Annotated in this window: 22 protein-coding genes; all 22 read right to left on the reverse strand. The window is 47.1% G+C overall.

The features are described from left to right. Window positions 1-222 precede the first annotated feature (222 nt). On the reverse strand, window positions 223-747 hold the full coding sequence (locus C805_RS25595; protein ID WP_016216646.1) for a DUF7768 domain-containing protein: 525 nt from the start codon (window positions 745-747) through the stop codon (window positions 223-225). Between the two features lie 109 nt (window positions 748-856). After that, complete coding sequence (locus tag C805_RS23980) at window positions 857-1,894, reverse strand: YqaJ viral recombinase family nuclease (RefSeq protein WP_016216647.1); 1,038 nt, start codon at window positions 1,892-1,894, stop codon at window positions 857-859. Then, entirely contained in the window at window positions 1,894-3,342 is a 1,449-nt protein-coding gene (locus C805_RS23985) for a hypothetical protein (protein ID WP_242832728.1), read from the reverse strand. The genes C805_RS23980 and C805_RS23985 overlap by 1 nt, the downstream gene beginning before the upstream one ends. 37 nt (window positions 3,343-3,379) lie before the next feature. After that, window positions 3,380-3,481: a DUF3789 domain-containing protein gene (locus C805_RS27645; RefSeq protein WP_016216649.1), complete on the reverse strand. Its 102-nt coding sequence runs from the start codon at window positions 3,479-3,481 to the stop codon at window positions 3,380-3,382. 279 nt (window positions 3,482-3,760) lie between these two features. Further along, on the reverse strand, window positions 3,761-4,075 hold the full coding sequence (locus C805_RS23990; RefSeq protein ID WP_022751483.1) for a type II toxin-antitoxin system RelE/ParE family toxin: 315 nt from the start codon (window positions 4,073-4,075) through the stop codon (window positions 3,761-3,763). After that, window positions 4,065-4,325, reverse strand: coding sequence for a type II toxin-antitoxin system Phd/YefM family antitoxin (locus C805_RS23995; protein WP_016216651.1), 261 nt, complete (start codon window positions 4,323-4,325; stop codon window positions 4,065-4,067). The genes C805_RS23990 and C805_RS23995 overlap by 11 nt, the downstream gene beginning before the upstream one ends. A 196-nt stretch (window positions 4,326-4,521) precedes the next feature. Next, complete coding sequence (locus C805_RS0106990; RefSeq protein ID WP_016216652.1) at window positions 4,522-4,902, reverse strand: DUF4314 domain-containing protein; 381 nt, start codon at window positions 4,900-4,902, stop codon at window positions 4,522-4,524. Window positions 4,903-4,915: 13 nt separating this feature from the next. Continuing rightward, entirely contained in the window at window positions 4,916-5,848 is a 933-nt protein-coding gene (locus tag C805_RS24000; protein ID WP_016216653.1) for a hypothetical protein, read from the reverse strand. A gap of 34 nt (window positions 5,849-5,882) precedes the next feature. Then, window positions 5,883-6,422 (reverse strand): hypothetical protein, encoded by a 540-nt coding sequence (locus C805_RS24005; protein ID WP_016216654.1) that lies wholly within the window; start codon window positions 6,420-6,422, stop codon window positions 5,883-5,885. 9 nt (window positions 6,423-6,431) lie between these two features. After that, window positions 6,432-6,869, reverse strand: a complete 438-nt coding sequence (locus C805_RS24010) for a hypothetical protein (RefSeq protein ID WP_016216655.1) — start codon at window positions 6,867-6,869, stop codon at window positions 6,432-6,434. 12 nt (window positions 6,870-6,881) lie between these two features. Next, a complete protein-coding gene (locus C805_RS0106995) occupies window positions 6,882-7,850 on the reverse strand; it encodes a hypothetical protein (protein ID WP_016216656.1) in 969 nt (322 codons plus the stop codon). A 13-nt stretch (window positions 7,851-7,863) separates the two neighbouring features. Further along, the gene (locus C805_RS24015; protein ID WP_016216657.1) at window positions 7,864-8,985 is read right to left on the reverse strand and encodes a hypothetical protein; all 1,122 of its coding nucleotides are present in this window, start codon (window positions 8,983-8,985) and stop codon (window positions 7,864-7,866) included. Window positions 8,986-9,148: 163 nt separating this feature from the next. Next, entirely contained in the window at window positions 9,149-10,258 is a 1,110-nt protein-coding gene (locus C805_RS24020; protein WP_016216658.1) for an AAA family ATPase, read from the reverse strand. 93 nt (window positions 10,259-10,351) lie between these two features. Continuing rightward, the gene (locus C805_RS24025) at window positions 10,352-12,628 is read right to left on the reverse strand and encodes a cobaltochelatase CobT-related protein (protein ID WP_016216659.1); all 2,277 of its coding nucleotides are present in this window, start codon (window positions 12,626-12,628) and stop codon (window positions 10,352-10,354) included. A gap of 27 nt (window positions 12,629-12,655) precedes the next feature. Beyond that, window positions 12,656-14,533 (reverse strand): P-loop NTPase family protein, encoded by a 1,878-nt coding sequence (locus C805_RS24030; RefSeq protein ID WP_016216660.1) that lies wholly within the window; start codon window positions 14,531-14,533, stop codon window positions 12,656-12,658. A gap of 21 nt (window positions 14,534-14,554) precedes the next feature. Beyond that, complete coding sequence (locus C805_RS24035; RefSeq protein ID WP_016216661.1) at window positions 14,555-15,292, reverse strand: hypothetical protein; 738 nt, start codon at window positions 15,290-15,292, stop codon at window positions 14,555-14,557. Between the two features lie 103 nt (window positions 15,293-15,395). Further along, the gene (locus C805_RS24040; protein ID WP_016216662.1) at window positions 15,396-15,893 is read right to left on the reverse strand and encodes a single-stranded DNA-binding protein; all 498 of its coding nucleotides are present in this window, start codon (window positions 15,891-15,893) and stop codon (window positions 15,396-15,398) included. A gap of 233 nt (window positions 15,894-16,126) precedes the next feature. Continuing rightward, the gene (locus C805_RS26595; RefSeq protein WP_016216663.1) at window positions 16,127-16,303 is read right to left on the reverse strand and encodes a hypothetical protein; all 177 of its coding nucleotides are present in this window, start codon (window positions 16,301-16,303) and stop codon (window positions 16,127-16,129) included. A 3-nt stretch (window positions 16,304-16,306) separates the two neighbouring features. Then, window positions 16,307-16,753, reverse strand: coding sequence for a hypothetical protein (locus tag C805_RS24045; RefSeq protein ID WP_016216664.1), 447 nt, complete (start codon window positions 16,751-16,753; stop codon window positions 16,307-16,309). A gap of 10 nt (window positions 16,754-16,763) precedes the next feature. Next, entirely contained in the window at window positions 16,764-17,321 is a 558-nt protein-coding gene (locus C805_RS24050) for a hypothetical protein (RefSeq protein ID WP_016216665.1), read from the reverse strand. 129 nt (window positions 17,322-17,450) lie between these two features. Continuing rightward, window positions 17,451-17,753 (reverse strand): zinc ribbon domain-containing protein, encoded by a 303-nt coding sequence (locus tag C805_RS24055; protein ID WP_155957684.1) that lies wholly within the window; start codon window positions 17,751-17,753, stop codon window positions 17,451-17,453. A 22-nt stretch (window positions 17,754-17,775) separates the two neighbouring features. After that, window positions 17,776-18,015 carry a hypothetical protein gene (locus tag C805_RS0107005; protein ID WP_155957685.1) on the reverse strand — a complete coding sequence of 80 codons (240 nt, stop codon included), beginning with the start codon at window positions 18,013-18,015 and terminating at the stop codon, window positions 17,776-17,778. Between the last annotated feature and the right edge of the window lie 66 nt (window positions 18,016-18,081).

Genomic DNA, 18,081 nt, shown 5'->3' on the forward strand with positions numbered 1-18,081 from the left:
GTCTAAAACAAACCGGACAAGTCCGCTTCCACTTCCCAAATCCTTCACTTATCAGGGACTTGTACGGTTTGCTGCGCCGAGTGCAGTCGCTTTGGCGACATCTTCCTCCTGCACGAGTGCGCGTATTGTTTTTATTTCATAGGACGCACTTTCCTATGAAATAAAAAACTCCCAAAGGCAGCATTGCCGCACTTTAGGAGCTATTTATGAACCGCAGCGCATTCATTTGAGCATCGCTGCATTTTCAAGATACGTTACCGGCGTGGAAAATCCCATGACATAGTTTTCACGGTCAAGCTGCACACATTGTTGATTACCTCCATGTTCCGCGATTTCCTTCTGCACCTCAGGATAAAGCCCTTCATCAAAAACCACCATAGGCATCTGGAACCAGGCAGCATATGCAATCTCTCCCTTCATCCCACTGCTGAGATGGTTTCCACAAATGAGGATAATCTCACTGTTTTCCAAAAGGGAAAGCCCAAAGTTAAGAGCCAGGTCTCTCTCTGACGGAATCCTGTCGCACAAAAGCATTGGCAGATAAGCATGCGGCGCCCTGGCGTACATCTCCATTTTTTCAAAGGCGTAATACATATACGCCCTTGCCGAATGCATATTGCGGAGAAAATCAACATCTTTTTCTGCGCTGAGTGGTGAGCATATATAGGCACGTTTTCTGCACCTGCCATTTTTCAGGAACTGCATTTCCAAACGCTGTTCCCAGTTCTCAGTAAAAATAGTTTCCATAAGCATTTCCTCCTTTTGTCCTGTTTTCTGGACATACAGGTACGGCCCAGGCCGCCCTCTCTTGACACTTCGTGTCAATTCACCTTGTACCCGTAGGGTATTTCCTCCATTAAATCGGCTGTACCGATACTTTCACTTTCCTGCTTTCCGAAGCCTTCAGGACATCCGCATATACGGTAGGATATTTTTCCTTCAAGGCCTTTGAATCCGGTCGGCGGGTAGTTTTTGTGATGAAATCAATCAGCAGCTTATCTGTGGTGGTTTCCAGAACCCCATGTTCATGCTCCTTCATGACTTCAGCAATTCGCACGCTATGTGCCTCAATCTCCTTTTCATATGTTCTAATTTCTCTGTTGCAGTCTGTAACCTTACCCTGAAGCTGCGCAATCTTACGGAGCGCAGGCTCATACTTGTGCGAGAATTCCACTGTGGGCAATCCCCCCTGACTTGAGCCGTAAATCCGTGCAAGTGACTGCAGTGCAAGTTTTGGCGCCACGTCTGCCATAGTAGGCGGCTTATCATTTTCCAGGCTCCAGATCCATTCCTCCAGACGCTCAAATATCATATCCTCCTTTGCCCTATCTCGGACAATTTCCGGGATCGCTAAATCATTGTCCGGGTTATTGCCCCAGACCGCTGAAAAAGCGCCGATATCCACATCCGCAACTGCGAGATAGAAACGCAGCTGAAACTCATAATGCAGCGGGATTGCATCATCCGCCCATTCGTCCGCCTTATGGTAGGTACAGCTTTTGCACTCTAAAATTCCTGGCTCGCCATCTGACTTCCGGGTAAACCTGCGGTCAAAGTTTGCAAGCGCATATGGATGGTCTGCATGTTGGTAAAGATGTGTGTCCTCTGTCACGGCATTTCCTGTTTTCTGCCCATACCAGTATGCAGCAATCGGCTCCAGCAGGTGTCCCATCATCAGCTGATTGGAATTGCTTTTGGCTGCCGGCTTCATGCGGCCTTTCTTAATCAGCCACAGTTCCATGGGTGTTGTCCACGGGGAAACTCCAAAAATAGCTGCCACATCGCTTCCACCGACTGTATAGGGAATATCTCCTTTTGGGCCATGCATACGGCACTCCAGCCATCTGTCATTGGTCATTCCTGCAGTATCACATAATATAATCGGTTTTGCCATCAGTAACTCACCGCCTTTGCAAGATCGAAATCGCCCCATTTAAAGGTAAGCGCACGGGCCATATTCTCCTCGACAACAAGGAGCTTGCTTTCTGGCGTATTCTCAGTCTTGAGAATAAAAGGAATCTCCTGCATGGCGAGGAACACATCATGTGCCGTTGCCGTACCGCCGCCATAAGCCATCTCAAACATAGCGATTGCCTCAACGGCTGCTTTTTTCGGCAGACTCAATTTCTTACAGATACGGGTCATTGCATTGACCGGATAATCCAGATGCACCTCCAGCAGTTTCTGCAGCTTGGCAATGGAATCGCCAAACTGGGCAAAAAGCTGATCAAGCGCCGCGTCAAAGTCGCTGACTTTCTTCTGGTGCCTGTGGTCTACAGCAATGCAGCCTCCAATATGGATTGGGTGCTGCCCGCCGACCAGTAATGCCGATACCTTTGCTGAAGCGACACCTGTATCCGAAGTAATAAAACGGATGCCCGGCATCAGCTTATCCGCCATCGTCGTTTTTCCCTGGGATGCCAGAAGCTTTGTATAGGCTCCCAGCAGATCTTCTTTCTGATCTGGCATTTTCCATGAAGCGCTGACCAGAGAATGATCACAATAACCGCACTCATACTCATTTCCGGGGAAGCGGGCGTCCAGCTTTGCCTTTAGTGCGCCCAGCAGCTCATTGATCGGAAGGACCGAATAGTCTGTCGAATCACCGGAGTGTACAGCTGATACCTTTTCATCACGGATTAGAAGCAGGGCTGAAGATGAATAAAGCTTCAAACAAGCATTCAACACCTCAGCCAGCACACTGCGGCTGAGTTTCGGCAATGCCGTGCCTCCAATTTTCGCCCGGTCAAGCAGGCTCTTATTAGCTGTCATGCGCAATGGATAAAGATTCCCATTGACGCGCATGGCAAGCCCAAGGTTTGACGCTGTATCTTCCACAGCATCCAGACTGGTTCCCAGCGCGAATGCAGATAGATTTCCATAAAGAGGGGAAGCGGCATCCAGAGGCTCTATCTGCAGCTCATCAACTCTGCAGGTAATCCACTGGCTTTTTTTCGTCTGCTCATCATGGTAATCATACATCTCACTGTAAGAACTAAAGGTTGTAGAGTAGTTGTCCTGACAATTTTGCATAATACATGCTCCTTTCATTTTTTTGACGGATTTACCGCCTTGATATCCGTGCAGGAAACCTGCCCGGCGTCGCGATATTCGCCAGATAGAAATGCAAGCATTTCTTCCTGGATCATGATTCGCGTATATAACAAAAACAGGCACCCCAAAAGGACTGCCTGCTTTGTGCCAAAATAAGGCCGGAAAACAAAAAAAGTGCCATCCGCTAAAAAGCAAATGACACTGTGAAACTTCTGTTAAACTGTTTTTGGCTAAAACCAAAACTGATACTGATATATGCATTATAACAGAATTCATCACAATCGTCAATCCGTCCGAAAACGAAAGGTGCTGGGTTTACTGCTGCTTATTTTTCAGGATTATGTCGGTTTATCTGTAACAAGCACATCAATACTACCCCAACCATACTTCCTATCATAATCCCTGCAAAAAACCAAATAATATTCATCTCTATCCCTCCTCCTTCCTACTGAAAATATAAAAAATGCCACCATAAGGGCGGCATGCCATAAGAAAATGAAAGGCAAAACATCCCGTTTCGGTTTATCTTGCCTTAACTCACTATCATATTTTTATAAAATACTCTTTTGAAACAAAGCAAAAAACTAATACCAACTCGCTTTAATTCTGTTCGATAACTGATTCTCTCAAATTCTATAAATTCTTATTTCAAAAATGAAAAAAGCAGTTAATCATCAATGACAAACTGCCCTGAACCCTGTATTCGTTATAAGTGCCTGTCGGTATCCCTTGCACCATATATCAGGCGCCGGACCTCCATCACGTCACCAATCACCACATAATAGACAACATAATTTCTCACATAAATTCGATAATAAGGATGGTCACGCTTTTTTACAGAACGGTATGGATCAAAGGCAACAGGATTATCCAGCCTTTCCAGGATAGCGGACTCCACATCATCAATCAGCCGAAGCGCTGCATCCTCATTTTTCAAAACATTTGTAATATAATTCGCCGTATTGATCAAATCCTGCTCAAATATCGGCAAATAACGGAGCTGGTAAGGTTTATTTTCCATGCACCGCACCCCTTGCATTACGGAAGACTGTTTCATGGGAAAGCCTCTCTTCCGATATAGATGCCTGCCGGTCAGCTTCATCAAGTTTCATTTCAATACTGTCTGTCAGGCTTGCATACTCCTCCAGGCTTAAAACTACCATCGCACCATAACCGTTCTTTGTCAGGTAGACCGGCTCCCCATTGTTTACGATGGTCTCAATCTCCGGGAATTTATTCCTAAGGTCAGAAACGGGCCGAATCTGTATCATACTTAATCGCTCCTTTCTCATCATTATTCTATCCTAATTTTATCAAAATATTATCAAAAAGGCAATCTTTACTTCATGTTGATTTCAAATTTGTGGTTCGCCCGAAATGGTTTATTAAAATAATACAAATTCCTGCCAGAGAACGACAAAAGGGATGCCGCAAAAGCAGCATCCCCCTATCTCCAAACTATGATAATCAAATATCCTCTGTAATTTTACGGAACACATCTACCCCAGGAATGACTCCAAGATATCTTCCATTGTCAAACCTGCAATGGATTGTCGGGGCGTCATCGACAGAATCTACTGTCCCTTTCGTCCCGGCTGGTATTGGATGCGGATCGTCCTTCATTTCAATCAACAGGATCCGAGTTCCTTCCGGATATACATCCTTATAAAATCTTCGATACGCTTCCAGGCTGTATTCAACAATCAGCTTTTCATCGCGCATGATTTCATAATCAAACCCACATTTCTTCTCAAACGGATAAAACACGGGTTTCCGGAATCTCCGCTTCATGAGGTGTCCAGGGATAAGAATGCCGTCATCGTTATAATAAACGCGCTTTACCTCCATACTCATTTTCTCCTTAATTCGTTTTTGTACGCAGCTTCCAGAGCCCTCTGCCTGCATGCTGAAAATGCTCCGGATGGTACTGCAGTGTCTGGCGGATTTTCTCTTTCCACCATTTGTGTCCTTTAACCTTTTGGTATGGCTCAATCTGCCCGTATAAATAGGTAAGGGGAACCGCCTCGTCACATTGTTCCAGGACAGCCGCCACCACATCCCGCCAGGTTGCCCCCGGAATATCACGGATGTCAGCCTGCTTTTTCTCCGAAATCAGGATCGGGCAGATGAGTGCATTGTCTTTCCGGACAATCATCACATATTCATGCAGAATCGGTATGAAAGAACCGCTGTACCTGGTTTTGTCCGAAAAGCAATTGTGCTGCGCCTTGATAATAATGTTCTCCATCGTCCCTGGCTTCACAATCTCTGCCAGCATACTGTAAAGCCGGCCTTTCTTCTTGATGTCGCCCATCAGGACTGCCATCCGCCCGCCTTTTTCCATAGAAGCATACTGCTTCATCATGGCATAGTTCATTGCCCCAACGAAGCTTTCCCAGTCCGTTATACGGGACAGGTCAGACTGCTTTGGATCATACCCATACCGGCTCTGGACCTCCGACGCATGATACATAACATCTGAATAGGTCACGATATCCCAGTATGGAGGGTGCCAGAAGATAAATTCCGGCCGCTCCGGTATTTCACAGCTCATGATATCAAATCCACTGTGCAGGTCGTACAGATGGTTGCTGATACCGAGCCTGTCCGCAGCCGCTTTCGTTGTCCCGCTCCCGCACATATAGTCGCAGACTTCCTGCGGGCGGAAGAAGCCAAGCAGATCCTCAACCAGCTTCGGTGAACAATTCCCGCGGTAACGGTTATTGCCGCCCTCCCCGCGTTCCGGATAGGATACAATGCTGGTAAGCGGCCTTGATTCGCTTTTTTCAGGCATAATGCCACCTCCATTTCATATTTCATTTTGACGGTTATACGCACTTTTCCTGCAGGCGCGCAGAGCCGGTTTTATAAAGCTCCAATGGAATCCATTTTCCATCCTGCAGGACACAGTCATTTACCACGCAGTAGATGAGCGGCGCCACATCCGGATTCTCCAGACATTCCGGCGTGATGTACAGCCCAAGATGCTTCCTATAGAAAGGCTCCAGGCCATCAAGAATCTTCTCCTGCAGCGTTCCGGCAAGGGAATCAAATTCATCTATGTCCTGATGGGAAAAAGCCGCTTTGGAAAGCAGCTTTAAAATCCCACAGCGTTCAATCGTCCCATTGATGACAGCGGCTGCCTCGTCAAGATAATCCTCGTGAATACGGATACCGCAGAGAGCCGTCCGCTTGGCATAGTCCGATGCAGAACGCTTAATGCTTACGCATAACGTGTCATAACCTTTTTTGTACTTTGTCTTCAGCACGTCAAGGGGAACCTTCTCCCGGTTATGCTTCAGGGTTGTTAAGAGTTTTGAAAGTTCCTCCCTAAGCAGAGCCGTTTCCTGATCCTGTGTTTTATACATGGCGTCTTCTTATCCCCCATTCTCGACCGACTGATAATCTATGTCAATCGGCTCGTCTGTCAGAACCGGGATGTACTTTTTAAAAATCCCGGCAACCTCCTCTTCCGTCTTTATTTGTTTTTGATTTGCCAGATTCCATGGGTAATCCGGGACAAACAGCAGATAATCTTTTCCTTCAAAGCTGTCACAAGCCTCAAGCCGGACATTTTCCGCCTCCAGAATCACTTCTTTCAGAATAGTGGCCAATCCGAGTCTGAAATCCTGATCGAACTCCATATAGTCGTCATAATCCGGATCTGAAACCCCACACTCATCCAGCCATTCCTGAATATTCTTCTGCAATACCGGCGCCATTGCCAGCAAGTTCTGGATACGCTCCACAGAATGCTCTCTGATATCGGAAACGCATATGCCGTACCCATAAGTATGCCAAGATGTATAACTCATACAATTACCCTCCTACTCTATGTCAGGCTGTAAATCAACCCAAAGACAGCACTCCCTGCATTTTTTTGTGCCGTTTCCAACACAAAGGGGATAGGGGTTATCTGTTTCCGGCTTATAGCAGTCTGGTTTTTCCAAATACTCATTTACCAATTCGTGTGCAACCTCTGACACAGTTTCCCAGTAAGATTCCCAGTAGTGGTCATTCTTACCAAGTGCATTTTGAAGTCTTTCCGGGAACCGTGGGTCATGAACCATCCGTCCATACTTCTCATCTGTAAGCTTTGCAATTTCATCCCAGTCTGACACCTGGGAAACAAAATCCTCAAGCTGGCAGGAGGCTTTATGAATCTCAGCAAGCTCCCGTACAAACCGGTTGGACGCGCAAAGTTTTTGGGTAATGATTGAAAGCGAATAATGGTTTTCGCAGTATTCCCCGTCAATATAGCATTCATAGGAATCTGCAGTGGAATGCACCACAAAATTCCCATAACCGGCCCACCGCGGAATACATCCGTTTTCCAATTCTTCCTCTAATTTCTGGACCAATAGGCGCTTGGCATCGTCGAAATCCGTATACACTTCAGAAGAACTGCCGTGTTCGCCTTCTACCGCCCAATCTTCTGCCAGGATGAATACCATTGGATGATGACGACATTCTTTCAGGTCATCAAACAGGCATATCATTTCCGGCGCCATGATAACCAAATCCAAAACAATATCGTCAATGGTCTTTGGATTCTGGTACAATTCCGAAAACCTCTCCTCCAGCTCTTTTACATCGTAAGGAATCATCGGGGGTTCAAAGGAGCAATAAATATCCGGCGGTTCATTTTCCGTATCTTTATCCCCACCGTCACGGATTTCCGTAATGCTTCCATACAAACCCTCGTATTCACTTCCAGGCATACCCACAATGGATGCGCCAACCACATAAGTAACGCCTTCATACTCAAATTCAGCGCCAATTCGATTTATAATCATTCCGATCCCTCCCTTAAATATGATAGTCCACGCCTACGAGAACATCTTCGTCTTCCAGATTGTCAATGTACTCGTCTATGCGTTCCGGCCAGTCAACCGGAACAGCGCTGTTATTTATCCACTCAAAGTCCTCTCTGCTAAACCAATTGTCTGCGTCTACGATATCGTGGACATATACCGGATACTTCCGATTATCAAGGATGTCATTCCGTTTCAGATAATCCTCAACTGTCTCACCCTTGAAATACTCCATTTCTTCATGATAAAAAACGCCTTGAGGGGTAATGGCTCCTCTGAAGCCTTCCTCATACTGGCCCGTAACAAATATTTTCTCTAATTTTAAGAAACGCTCCCTGGCTTTTTTCTCGCGCCACTCGCGCATTGCCTGCCACTCAATATCCTTTTTCTTAGCAGCACATACCCAGATATATCCTTCGGGCGCAACGGATTCATAATTCTCATTACACCAGCTGCGTTCGCCAACCGAATAATCGGTACACGAATCTTTGACTAAAAACATCTCCGGCCATCTGCCGCCGATTTGATACCAGTCCCACATAGCATTAGGATTGTAAATGAAGCCATAGCCTCCATGTTCCTCATCATATGAAAATCCGCGCTCGTTTTCCGCATAATCTGCAAAGCTGGCATACAGCTTTTTTCTGGGATAATCAGGCAATGCCCTCATACGCTTAGCCCTTTTTGTCCACTTTTCATGTTTTAACGGACCGGCTTCTCTCTGAAATACCTTTCCATTCCGGATCACGAAACGCCCCCATAAAGAATATCCGTTTGCTTCGACAATCTTTCCTTGCGCAAGCTTGATACAATCTGCTGTTGAATTATACTCTTTGCGCAGCTCCTCCGTGTAATCTTCAAAAGACAGGTATTCCGGATTTATCGGATCTGCAGAATAAAAATCCATAATCCCAACAATTTCACGATTGACTGCTCTTGCAAATGAAGAACAGAGATTCTTTAACTCCTCCATGTAAACGCCTATCATGATATTGTCTTTTTCCGCGTCTTTTCTTGCTTTTAGCTCTGCAAGCACAGCCGCAATTTCTAAATCCTTTGCTTTATCCTCTTCTATAGTAATAGGAGCTTGTACAGCTGCCAATGTTCTAAAATGCATCTCTATTTTCCTTTCTTGAAGACAGAGATGGGCAACTGTATTTTCAGCTGCCCGTCTGTCATATTTTTATATTTTGATGTTGTTATACCCATAATACCGTTCTTCCATATAGGACGGCCCCAGTGGGCAGCTGGCTCAAATCAGGGATACTCCCCGCATTCTGTCATGCCGTCAGGTAGTGAATGTTTCTTTCTGCGGCACGGACTATAGATAAATACTCCGGTATCAGCTTCTGCACTTCTTCCTGCGCTTCATCCCCATAGTAATCGTTATAGCTTAGCATGATGCTGTCCGCCGGAAGGATCGTTGCGCTGCGCGTAGGATCATAGACACACGCAGACGGCTTGAATTCAGCCGTAACCATGTTCCTGCCCTTCTCGTCATCCAGATACACCATCTCCCTGCCCTCTTTATTGAACATATCCAAACGGCAGTTGTTTGATTTCATGACTGTCCCGTCATTGAAATGAAGGGTAACATTATAAGCCGTTTCCCTGGTGTTGATGATATTAAGGTCCTGGATCACCGTTTCAAATGCGCCTCCCATACTAAGCTCGAACGCAATCGCCCTAAGGCAGTCAAAGTTCAGCGCCACTTTCTTGGAAAACAGGATTACCTTCTGGATTTCACTGACATACTGTGTCCCAAGCTTATCTGTAAGGTATTCCATGATTTCCTCCGAGGAGGGATATTCAAAACGGAAATGGTAATGGAACCGCCCAGGGCGGTTTACCAGATAGTCATTCAGCTTACGCAGGCTGTTACAGGTAATGATAAAAAGTTTTTTCCCCTGAGATGTCCCATCAAACAGGCTCAAGAGCCTGGACTGCGGATCTCCTCCATTGTCTCCGGAGCTGGCGCTGCCAAAGGTTTTGTCAAACTCATCAAACAGAAAAACAGCCTCCTGCTCAATAGACTCAATGTATGAGGCAATACCAGGAATAAACTGGTCAATAATGATGACAGGATATCCATCTTCCACAGCCTTTGACGCCAGTATCCGGGCAAAAAGGGATTTCCCAATCCCCTTGTCTCCGCTCAAAATAACGCCCAGGTTCCGTTCAAATTTCGTAAATGCCTGGAACACCTTGTCTGCTTTCTCCGGATGGATGCCGTAGACCTTTTCCTTTACTGCAAGGTCTGTGCGCGTCTCCAGAAAAAAGCCGGACATCTTTTCAAAACGGACGGTATAGGTTTTTGCCGGCAGCCTGTCATAAGCTTTGAGCGAGTCGTCATAAATTTCATATCTTTTTCCAATACTGATTGCTTTCATTTTTTCATTCCCTTTCTTTGTTGTTTTTATAGTAGCTGCACCTTTTATTTTCAAGAAGGACAGGGCCGGTTACGGCTCTTTGCCTCCCTTGTTTTATACCCGTATATGCCGCTTGACCACATTGGTCAGCTTTGTGGGCAGTTGGTTCAAATCGGTAATGTCCAAAAAGGAATCCCCGTAAATCCGTTCGATATTTTCCTTATCGCTGCCGATAGCAGCCGCAACAAACAGGATGCCTTTCCGCTGGTATTCCTGCTTAATGCCGCGGAGATCTTCTTCTGCTGCAGAGCCGCCGTATCCTGAATCTGCCGGCTGTCCGTCCGAAACCAGCATCAGTATCTTCACTGCTTCCGGCCGTTTGGAAAGCTGTTCCGCCACAAACCGCAGGGCTGCGCCGTCACGGTTGCTTCCGCGGGCGCTGATGTCCATGAGCCGGTACTTATCGTCATGGTCAAAGCTCTCAAACTCTGCATAAGAATACAGCTCCACTGTGTCATATCCGGTGGAATGTCCGTAAACCATTACCGGGATATCAAGGCTCTGGCAGAAGTCGTATAGGATGATCGCTGACGCTCTTGCATAGGTGCTGCGGTCACAGGAACACATGGAACCCGATTCATCCAGCAGCAATCCCACTGCCAGCTCCGGAATTTCATTTGGCAGGCTGTTCTTATAAAACACCTTGCCGTCATTCCGGCACAGGGCATGCGCATCCAAACGCCTTCCCATAATCAGACCGGTCTGCTTTCCTCCACGGCGGTTTTCCCTGAGCTGTTTGACCAGGCTTTTCTGCAGCTGGCGCGAGATATTGATTAACGGTGCCGATATCATATCGTACTGCTCCGTCAATTCCTCATCCACACTGGAAATGCGGTTGATCCGGATGCTGACGCCGGCATGGATATTTCCATAAGAAATATTCTGCGCAACATCATTCAGTTCCTGGATGCGTTCATTCTCCAGCTGCTCGCAGGCCGCCCTTTCTGCCATTTTATCCAGCATACGCTCAATATCGGCGGCAGCACGGTCATAATGCTCCCGTTCGTAAGACTCATTCTTTTCCGTTGTCCCTCCGAGCGGCTCGGAAAGGGACTCTGTCTGCTGATAGGGGATTCTTCCGCCTTCGCTTTCCGTTGTTTCCTGTTTCCCGGAATTTGGCCCGGAGCCACCAACGCTGCCTTCGGATTCCTCTGGAGTTTCAGGTTTAGCCTCTCCAGACTCAGATGGATTTTCTTCATTTTCCGTTTCAGTCTGGGGAGAATTTCCATCCTCCTCTTTTGATTCTTCTTCATTGCTTTCCTCTGCATCTTCCTGCGTTTTTGCCCGCGCGCCTGCCGTTGCCGAAGTTTCAGAACTTCCGGAAGCCTCCGGTACCGGCGTACTGCTTCCTTCGCCCATCTCAGATCCACCTGCAATTGACTTCAACACTTCAGCCATTGTTTCACCAATGCCTGCAGGAGAGCCTGCCGCTGCGGCATCCTCCTGACGCTTCTTGCAGATTTCACAGAATTCTTCTATGTATTCCCAGCAGCGTACCAGGATCAGATTGACAACATGTAATCTTTCTTTTCCGGATTTGCTCATCAGTGCGCTGTCAATGTCAGGAATCAGCTTGAATACTGTCTGGATCCGCTCATCACTGAGAGGCTCGTCGCCATACTTGATCTCACCGAATTTTGCATAGGACAGCAAAACCTGCAGAATGCTTTCAAAAATATGCCTGCTGCCGTCATCCTCCTGCTCAATTAACTGTGTTACCGTTGGAATCGATGCAAAATGCTGTTTCCGCAGTTCTTCCAGGCCATATCCAATCGTCCCTGGAAAGTTCGTCAGGACACGGTTTTCAATGTACCCGTCTTCGATGACATTTGAGATTTGGTGTGCGATAAACTGCACTGCCTCCAGGCTCTTAGTGTCTGTTTTGACATAATCCCAGAACGCCCTTTCTTTCCCTGCGTCTGCGGATGTCTTCAGATCCGGCGGATAGGGATACCATTTGTATCTTTCCAGATAATTGGTATGGGTCTGTGCGGCAAGGAAATCCGTATATAGGACATGCCCCAGCTCATGCGCAAACGTGCCGCACACAATCTGGTAGCGGCTCTCCCGGCCCCTTACCTTCGTGACCATTGGGTTCCCTGAATTGATACGGATGTACATATTGTCCGTCGCCGCCAGGAACGGGTCCTTCGGCTTCCAATACAGGTTAACGCGCACACGGCGGTTATAATGATACCGCCGTGTCTGCGCTGCCGCCAAATCTTCAAAGTGTCCCGCAAGAATACGGGACGAGAAGAACTGGCGGTCAGTAATTTTGCTGCGCTTCTCATTGAGGCGCTGCTTCACAAGTTTGTGATTCACCCTTGCCATATAGGGTAATCCTCCTTCCTATTTGTTTTATACTGCCGCTTTCTTTCTGGGCGGCGCAAATATCGGTTCCAGTACGATGCTGATCAATGCCTCCCGGTCCATTTCATCGGCAGTCGCTTTGCTGATAATCGTGTAAAGCGCCGAGTGATAGACATCCCCAGTAATTTCAGAACTGATAATCCAGTCAATCAGGCTCCGCATTCCATAAGAGCCGTCTGTAATACTGTTCTTACGGCAATATTCCGCCATATCATTTACCACCTGCACCATCTGGGATACCTGATATTCGTCCGTCGCGCCGGTAACTGACATGGCACGCTGAACCATTACTTCCGGTTCCGGCAGCTCCACATCACGCACCAGGCTCATTCTGTCCAGAACGGACTGGTTCATGCCACGGCATCCTTCATAGCTGGTATTTGTTGTCACTACAACCACTGCGTCCGGATGGCGTTCAATCATCTCGCCCGTGGGCAGGGTAATCGTGCCGGACTGCTCCAAGAGGGAGTTTAGGCCCACCAGCACACCAGGCTGCACAATCGTGGATGGCTCCTGAATCTCAATCACATATCCGTTTTTCAGAGCCTTGATAAAATCCGTTTCCACATAACTGTAGGTCTGCCCACTGCTTTTGGATGCCTCATCCCGCTTTGAAAGCGCACGCACCTTTTCCGTCACCTTGTCCAGAACAATCCGCATACAATCCTGTGAGGTTGCCGCAGGGTTCTCCGTTCCGGTCAAAGCCTGGTAAACGCCTGACGGGTCATAGTCCATATCATCCAAATCCGGAAGTCCCATCAGCTTGGACACATTGGCGTAATTCACGCCGCCCATGCTTTTTAAGGTTTCCTTCTCCTTATCGAGCTGTGCATCGCCAGTTGACACTGAATCGGAATCCGGGAAAATCATACCGACAAAATCGAATATTTCCGTACCGGCAGAGCAGGTGTATTTCATGTAAGGCAGATGAAGCCCGGAAGCAATCGCTTTGGCTCCCATTGTCTTACCGGTGCCTGCCGGCCCGCGTAACAGGAAATTACGCATCTGCATGGATCTGCCCGTTGTCGCCTGCGCATGCCGGCAGATGTCCACAACCTCCTGCGGAATGATATACCATTCCGGGAGTTTCGGGACAAGGCTCTCCTCCACTGCGTTTAATGCCCTTTTATGAAGCCCATACTTACCGACGAAATCCTCATGCTCCACAAGGGAAACCGCCTTCTTGATTGTTGCCGGCCCGGTCTTGGCAAATATGGTAAATTCGCCTGCCGATACGTTGGTCGGCGCAAACGCCCCGGAATCCAGCTGCGCCTGTGAAACGCGCATCAGGTTACCCGACTTGTCCACGCCCACCTTGATATGGGCGGAACACGCAGGATCCTTGATCCGGCGGTAAGCATTGTCGCACAGCATGGCCATGCATTCCGTGGCCTTCGCCATATCGGGATACCCGCTGTTAAACTGGTCGTAATACTGCTCCAGATTTTCCTGGAACTCATCATCCCCCTGCAGGATCGGCATCAGCGCCATCATGACGGCAGCCCCGTCACGGCCGGAAGCGTTCATCGTATAACTCTCAAACACCTCCGTGTTCTTATCGTAAACGCTTGCCGTCACCGAACCCGAATTGCTGTCATAAACGACCAGATGGTAGGCATCCGGCCCCATGGAGGATTTGTACTCTGCCACAGTCCGGTGGTCAATCACGCCGACCGCGCCTTCCCCGCTGCCATTCATACAGCGGCAGACTGCATGCACTGCTTTTATGACCGTAGCGCAAAGCGTTGAAGCTGTGCTTCCATCCCCATATTTAGAAGAAACCTTGACTTTTTTGTTGGTAATGGTATCAAAAGGCTCCGGGAGCGGACGGCTGTAATTAAAAATATTGTTAATGGATACACTCATAATTCATTTCCTTTCTGCATTTCATTGCGTAAGATTGATTTTGATTCCTTCCGGCACACAGCAGGCATCTTCCAGGCCAGCCCTGACAAGCTCGCCACAGACATCCTCCCAGCTCTCTTTCGCAGGAAGCTCATCCGCATAAATCAGCAGTTCCGACAGGTTCTGCCCAATCGCCTCGTTACACCGTGTATTCAGCTCAAATATGTGCGCCTCCGCCCATTCAAAGGCGATAAGCTGGAAGCTCTCCTTTTCATTTTCTCCGGACTGCTCTGGCCCTTCCGGTTCCGGCTCTGGATTAGCTGGCTCTGCAGCCGTTTCATATTCGATGCCCAGAACCTGAAGATTGTGGATAATGACCTTTGCCCGTCGGTACCCGCCCGCACGGTTCAGCAGCACAAACAAATCGGCGCCCGTTTCAAACAATGCTTTCGCATTAGGCGCTTCCCATACCCATCTCGCCTCCGGATACTCAGCAGCAACCAGCTCAGTAATCCGTCTGAGTATGACAGAATAGGCAAGCGCTTTGACATCTGTTTCCGTCGGTACCGGTATCGGCTGTGGCTGTGGAGCTGGCATGGGTTCTACGGTTTCCACCTTTTTTGCTGCCAGAAATACCATCCGGACTGCCGCAATCAGGACGCCCAATATCACAAGGAGGAGGATTGGCCATAGCCTGCAGACAAAGCACAGCAGCGCCAATACCCCCATAACAACAAGCGCCTCATGGACAAACCGGGCCTGTTTTTCTCTGTTATCCATGGTTTTTGGTTCCTTTCTGGAATGCAGGACGCAAAAAACGCACATGAAATTACAGAATGTAACCCATGTGCGCCTCAATACGCCTGATTCAATTTTGCTCCTTTCAGTTCTCGTCAAAGAACGAGCCGCCGCCAAACGCTTCATAGCCTGTAAAGCCGTCCGGCATCTGTCCTCCTGCAGACTGCGCTGCAGGCTGTGCCGCTGCCGCTTTCCCGGTATTGGGAGCTGTGCCATTTGGCTGCTGGTTCGCATCCTGGTTCTCTTTAGGTTTGCCTCCGGCATACTCGATGTCGTCCAGGATAACGACCATTGCACTTTTGGATTCGCCTGTCTGCTGGTCTGTCCAATTATCTTCGTCCAGCCTGCCGCGGAAATTGATAAACGAGCCTTCTTTCAGCTGCATTTTGGCAATCCTCTTGCATACATCCCCGAATGCCTTAACCGAGAGGTTAATCCAACGGGTATTGTTTTCAGCACGGGAATCATAAACCTTCTTTCCAATACGGAACCTTACGGCATCTCCTTTCTCTGAAAATTTGAGCGCTGCTGCACCTTCATAGCCTCTGGATACAACGGCACTGGTTGCAATTACGTCTAACATAGTAATTCTCCTTTCCTGCAGGGATCGCCTGCCATATCATTTATTTATTTCAACCCGCTTTTGGGGCAGAAACCTAAGAAAACAAAAAAAGTGCCAACCAACACTCATGTGTTAATTGACACTGTGAAAACTCTGCTAACTTTGGATTCCTCTGGAAAACCTTGAAACTGATATATGCATTATAGCATAACCTGTTTCAATAGTCAATCCGCCTGAAAACTCATTCAAAATTATTATTTCAAATCCGGTGCATCAATTGTTTTGGCTATCTCAGTTTTCGCAAAATCCAAAGCAATCATGGCACGTATCGGATCAAAACGGAATGTCCCGTCTTCTTTTTCATTTTCTTCTATCAATGTCCTGATTTCATCCACCAGAGAATATATTTTCTCCCGTTCCGATATTTCCATAAACTACACCTCTTTCTTAATCTCCAGCGCATAATAACTGCAAATCAGATATCCTTTATCCTGTTCATACACTGGTGTTTTTTCTGATAAATATATAATTACAGTATCGCCTCTGATTAAATTCCTTATTCTGTGGCGAACAGGCATTTTTAATGTGTATGGCTCCATATCAATATAAAGGTTCTTTATCCGTTTTCGTATTCCTGTCGTTTCAATCTGCCTGCATATGCCCTGGATACGGATGAAATTGCCCTTGATGCCATTATAAAACAGCAGGCCTCCATTTACAATCATCCCACCGCCAAACAGCAGGCATGGAAGCGAAAAGCAGATATCACCCAGGCAAATCTGCAATACAAGAAACAAAAGCAGAAATCCTGCGCCGACAGCAAGCCGAAGCACAACCTGACGCTGCATGGCTTCCGGAATACGTCTAAATTCATTTTTCAATCCCACCACCTCACAATATCAATAGTTTCTTTTTCTTTAATAAGGAAAGAATGCTTTGCACAACACGGTCACGGCACCCTGCCGTTGCCATTTGATTTTCCAGAATGTTGTCCGTTATGGTATCAACCGTATAAATCGCTTCTACCAATGCCTGCCGGTTATCCGGATAAAAAAACTTTGGCCCTGCTTCCACCTTATTTTCAATCAAGTAAACCAGCTCTGCCGTAGACAACCTGATCCCGGCGTTTACCAGCCAGGACAGCACGGTTTTTTCTTCCATCGATAAGCCCATCTTTCTTTTTGCCGCTTTTGCAGGGCAGCAAATACATCTTGTAAGGATTTGATATCTTGCGTCATTGCTTTCTTCTGGTTCCATTTCTGCCAGACCCATACGAACTAGATGATGCAATGTACGCTCCTCTTCAACTGTCTGGGAAAATGAAAAGCGTCCCTTCAGCCATAAATCAGCTTCTCTGCCGGAAAGATACATACTCCGGCCGCCCCTTATCACCTGAACTAATTCTGTTGTAGAGCCTTTCCCCACAATTCCTTTGGATATATAGATCATCTTCATCACCTCATGTTCTTTTATTTAGATTACACGATGTGGCAAAGATATTTACAACAAAAGATCACAGCAGATACATAAGGGCAATGCAGATTCCTATAACAACTACAAGCCCGCCTACCAGCGCCGCTATTTTTTGACAATTGACCGGTCAATCCCTTCCCTCTGTCTGCCTTCGTCTACTGGAAGGATATCATCATAATATCCATCATAATCATCCGCTGCCTGTGTTTCATCAGAAGAAGTATCCAAAACAGGCTCTGAGTGCTTTCTGGCACGTTTCTTTGAACGCAGCTTCTTTTCCGGTTTATGTTTTTTTGCATCCGGCTGCTCACTATTCTTCTTTTCATCTGGAAGAGATTTTCCACATTCCGGACAAAATAATACTGTACCGTCCGGCAGGCCGGCACCGCAATAAGGACAATATTTCATAATTACATCACGCTCCTTTGATTTATTGGAATAAAAAAACAAGCGGACTCTCCTGAATCCACTTGTAGACGATAGCAGTATAACAGATTTCTTTTCCTATGTCATCGGCAAAGCCCTGCCATACTTGTGCCTTTTTTCTGCCATACATTCCATAGTGGCAATCCCAGGTTATTTTATATATTGTCACAAATTTATCTTGATGCCATTTGGGGCTGAGCCTTCTTTTCATCCGATAAAGCATATTCCCCATTGCCAGCTTCAAAAAATTTTCCAGAACTATCCAAACTAGATATTTTATATCTAGTTTATCCAACATTATACCTGGTTT

Source organism: Eubacterium sp. 14-2, from assembly GCF_000403845.2.
In the GTDB taxonomy this organism is placed as follows: domain Bacteria; phylum Bacillota; class Clostridia; order Lachnospirales; family Lachnospiraceae; genus Petralouisia.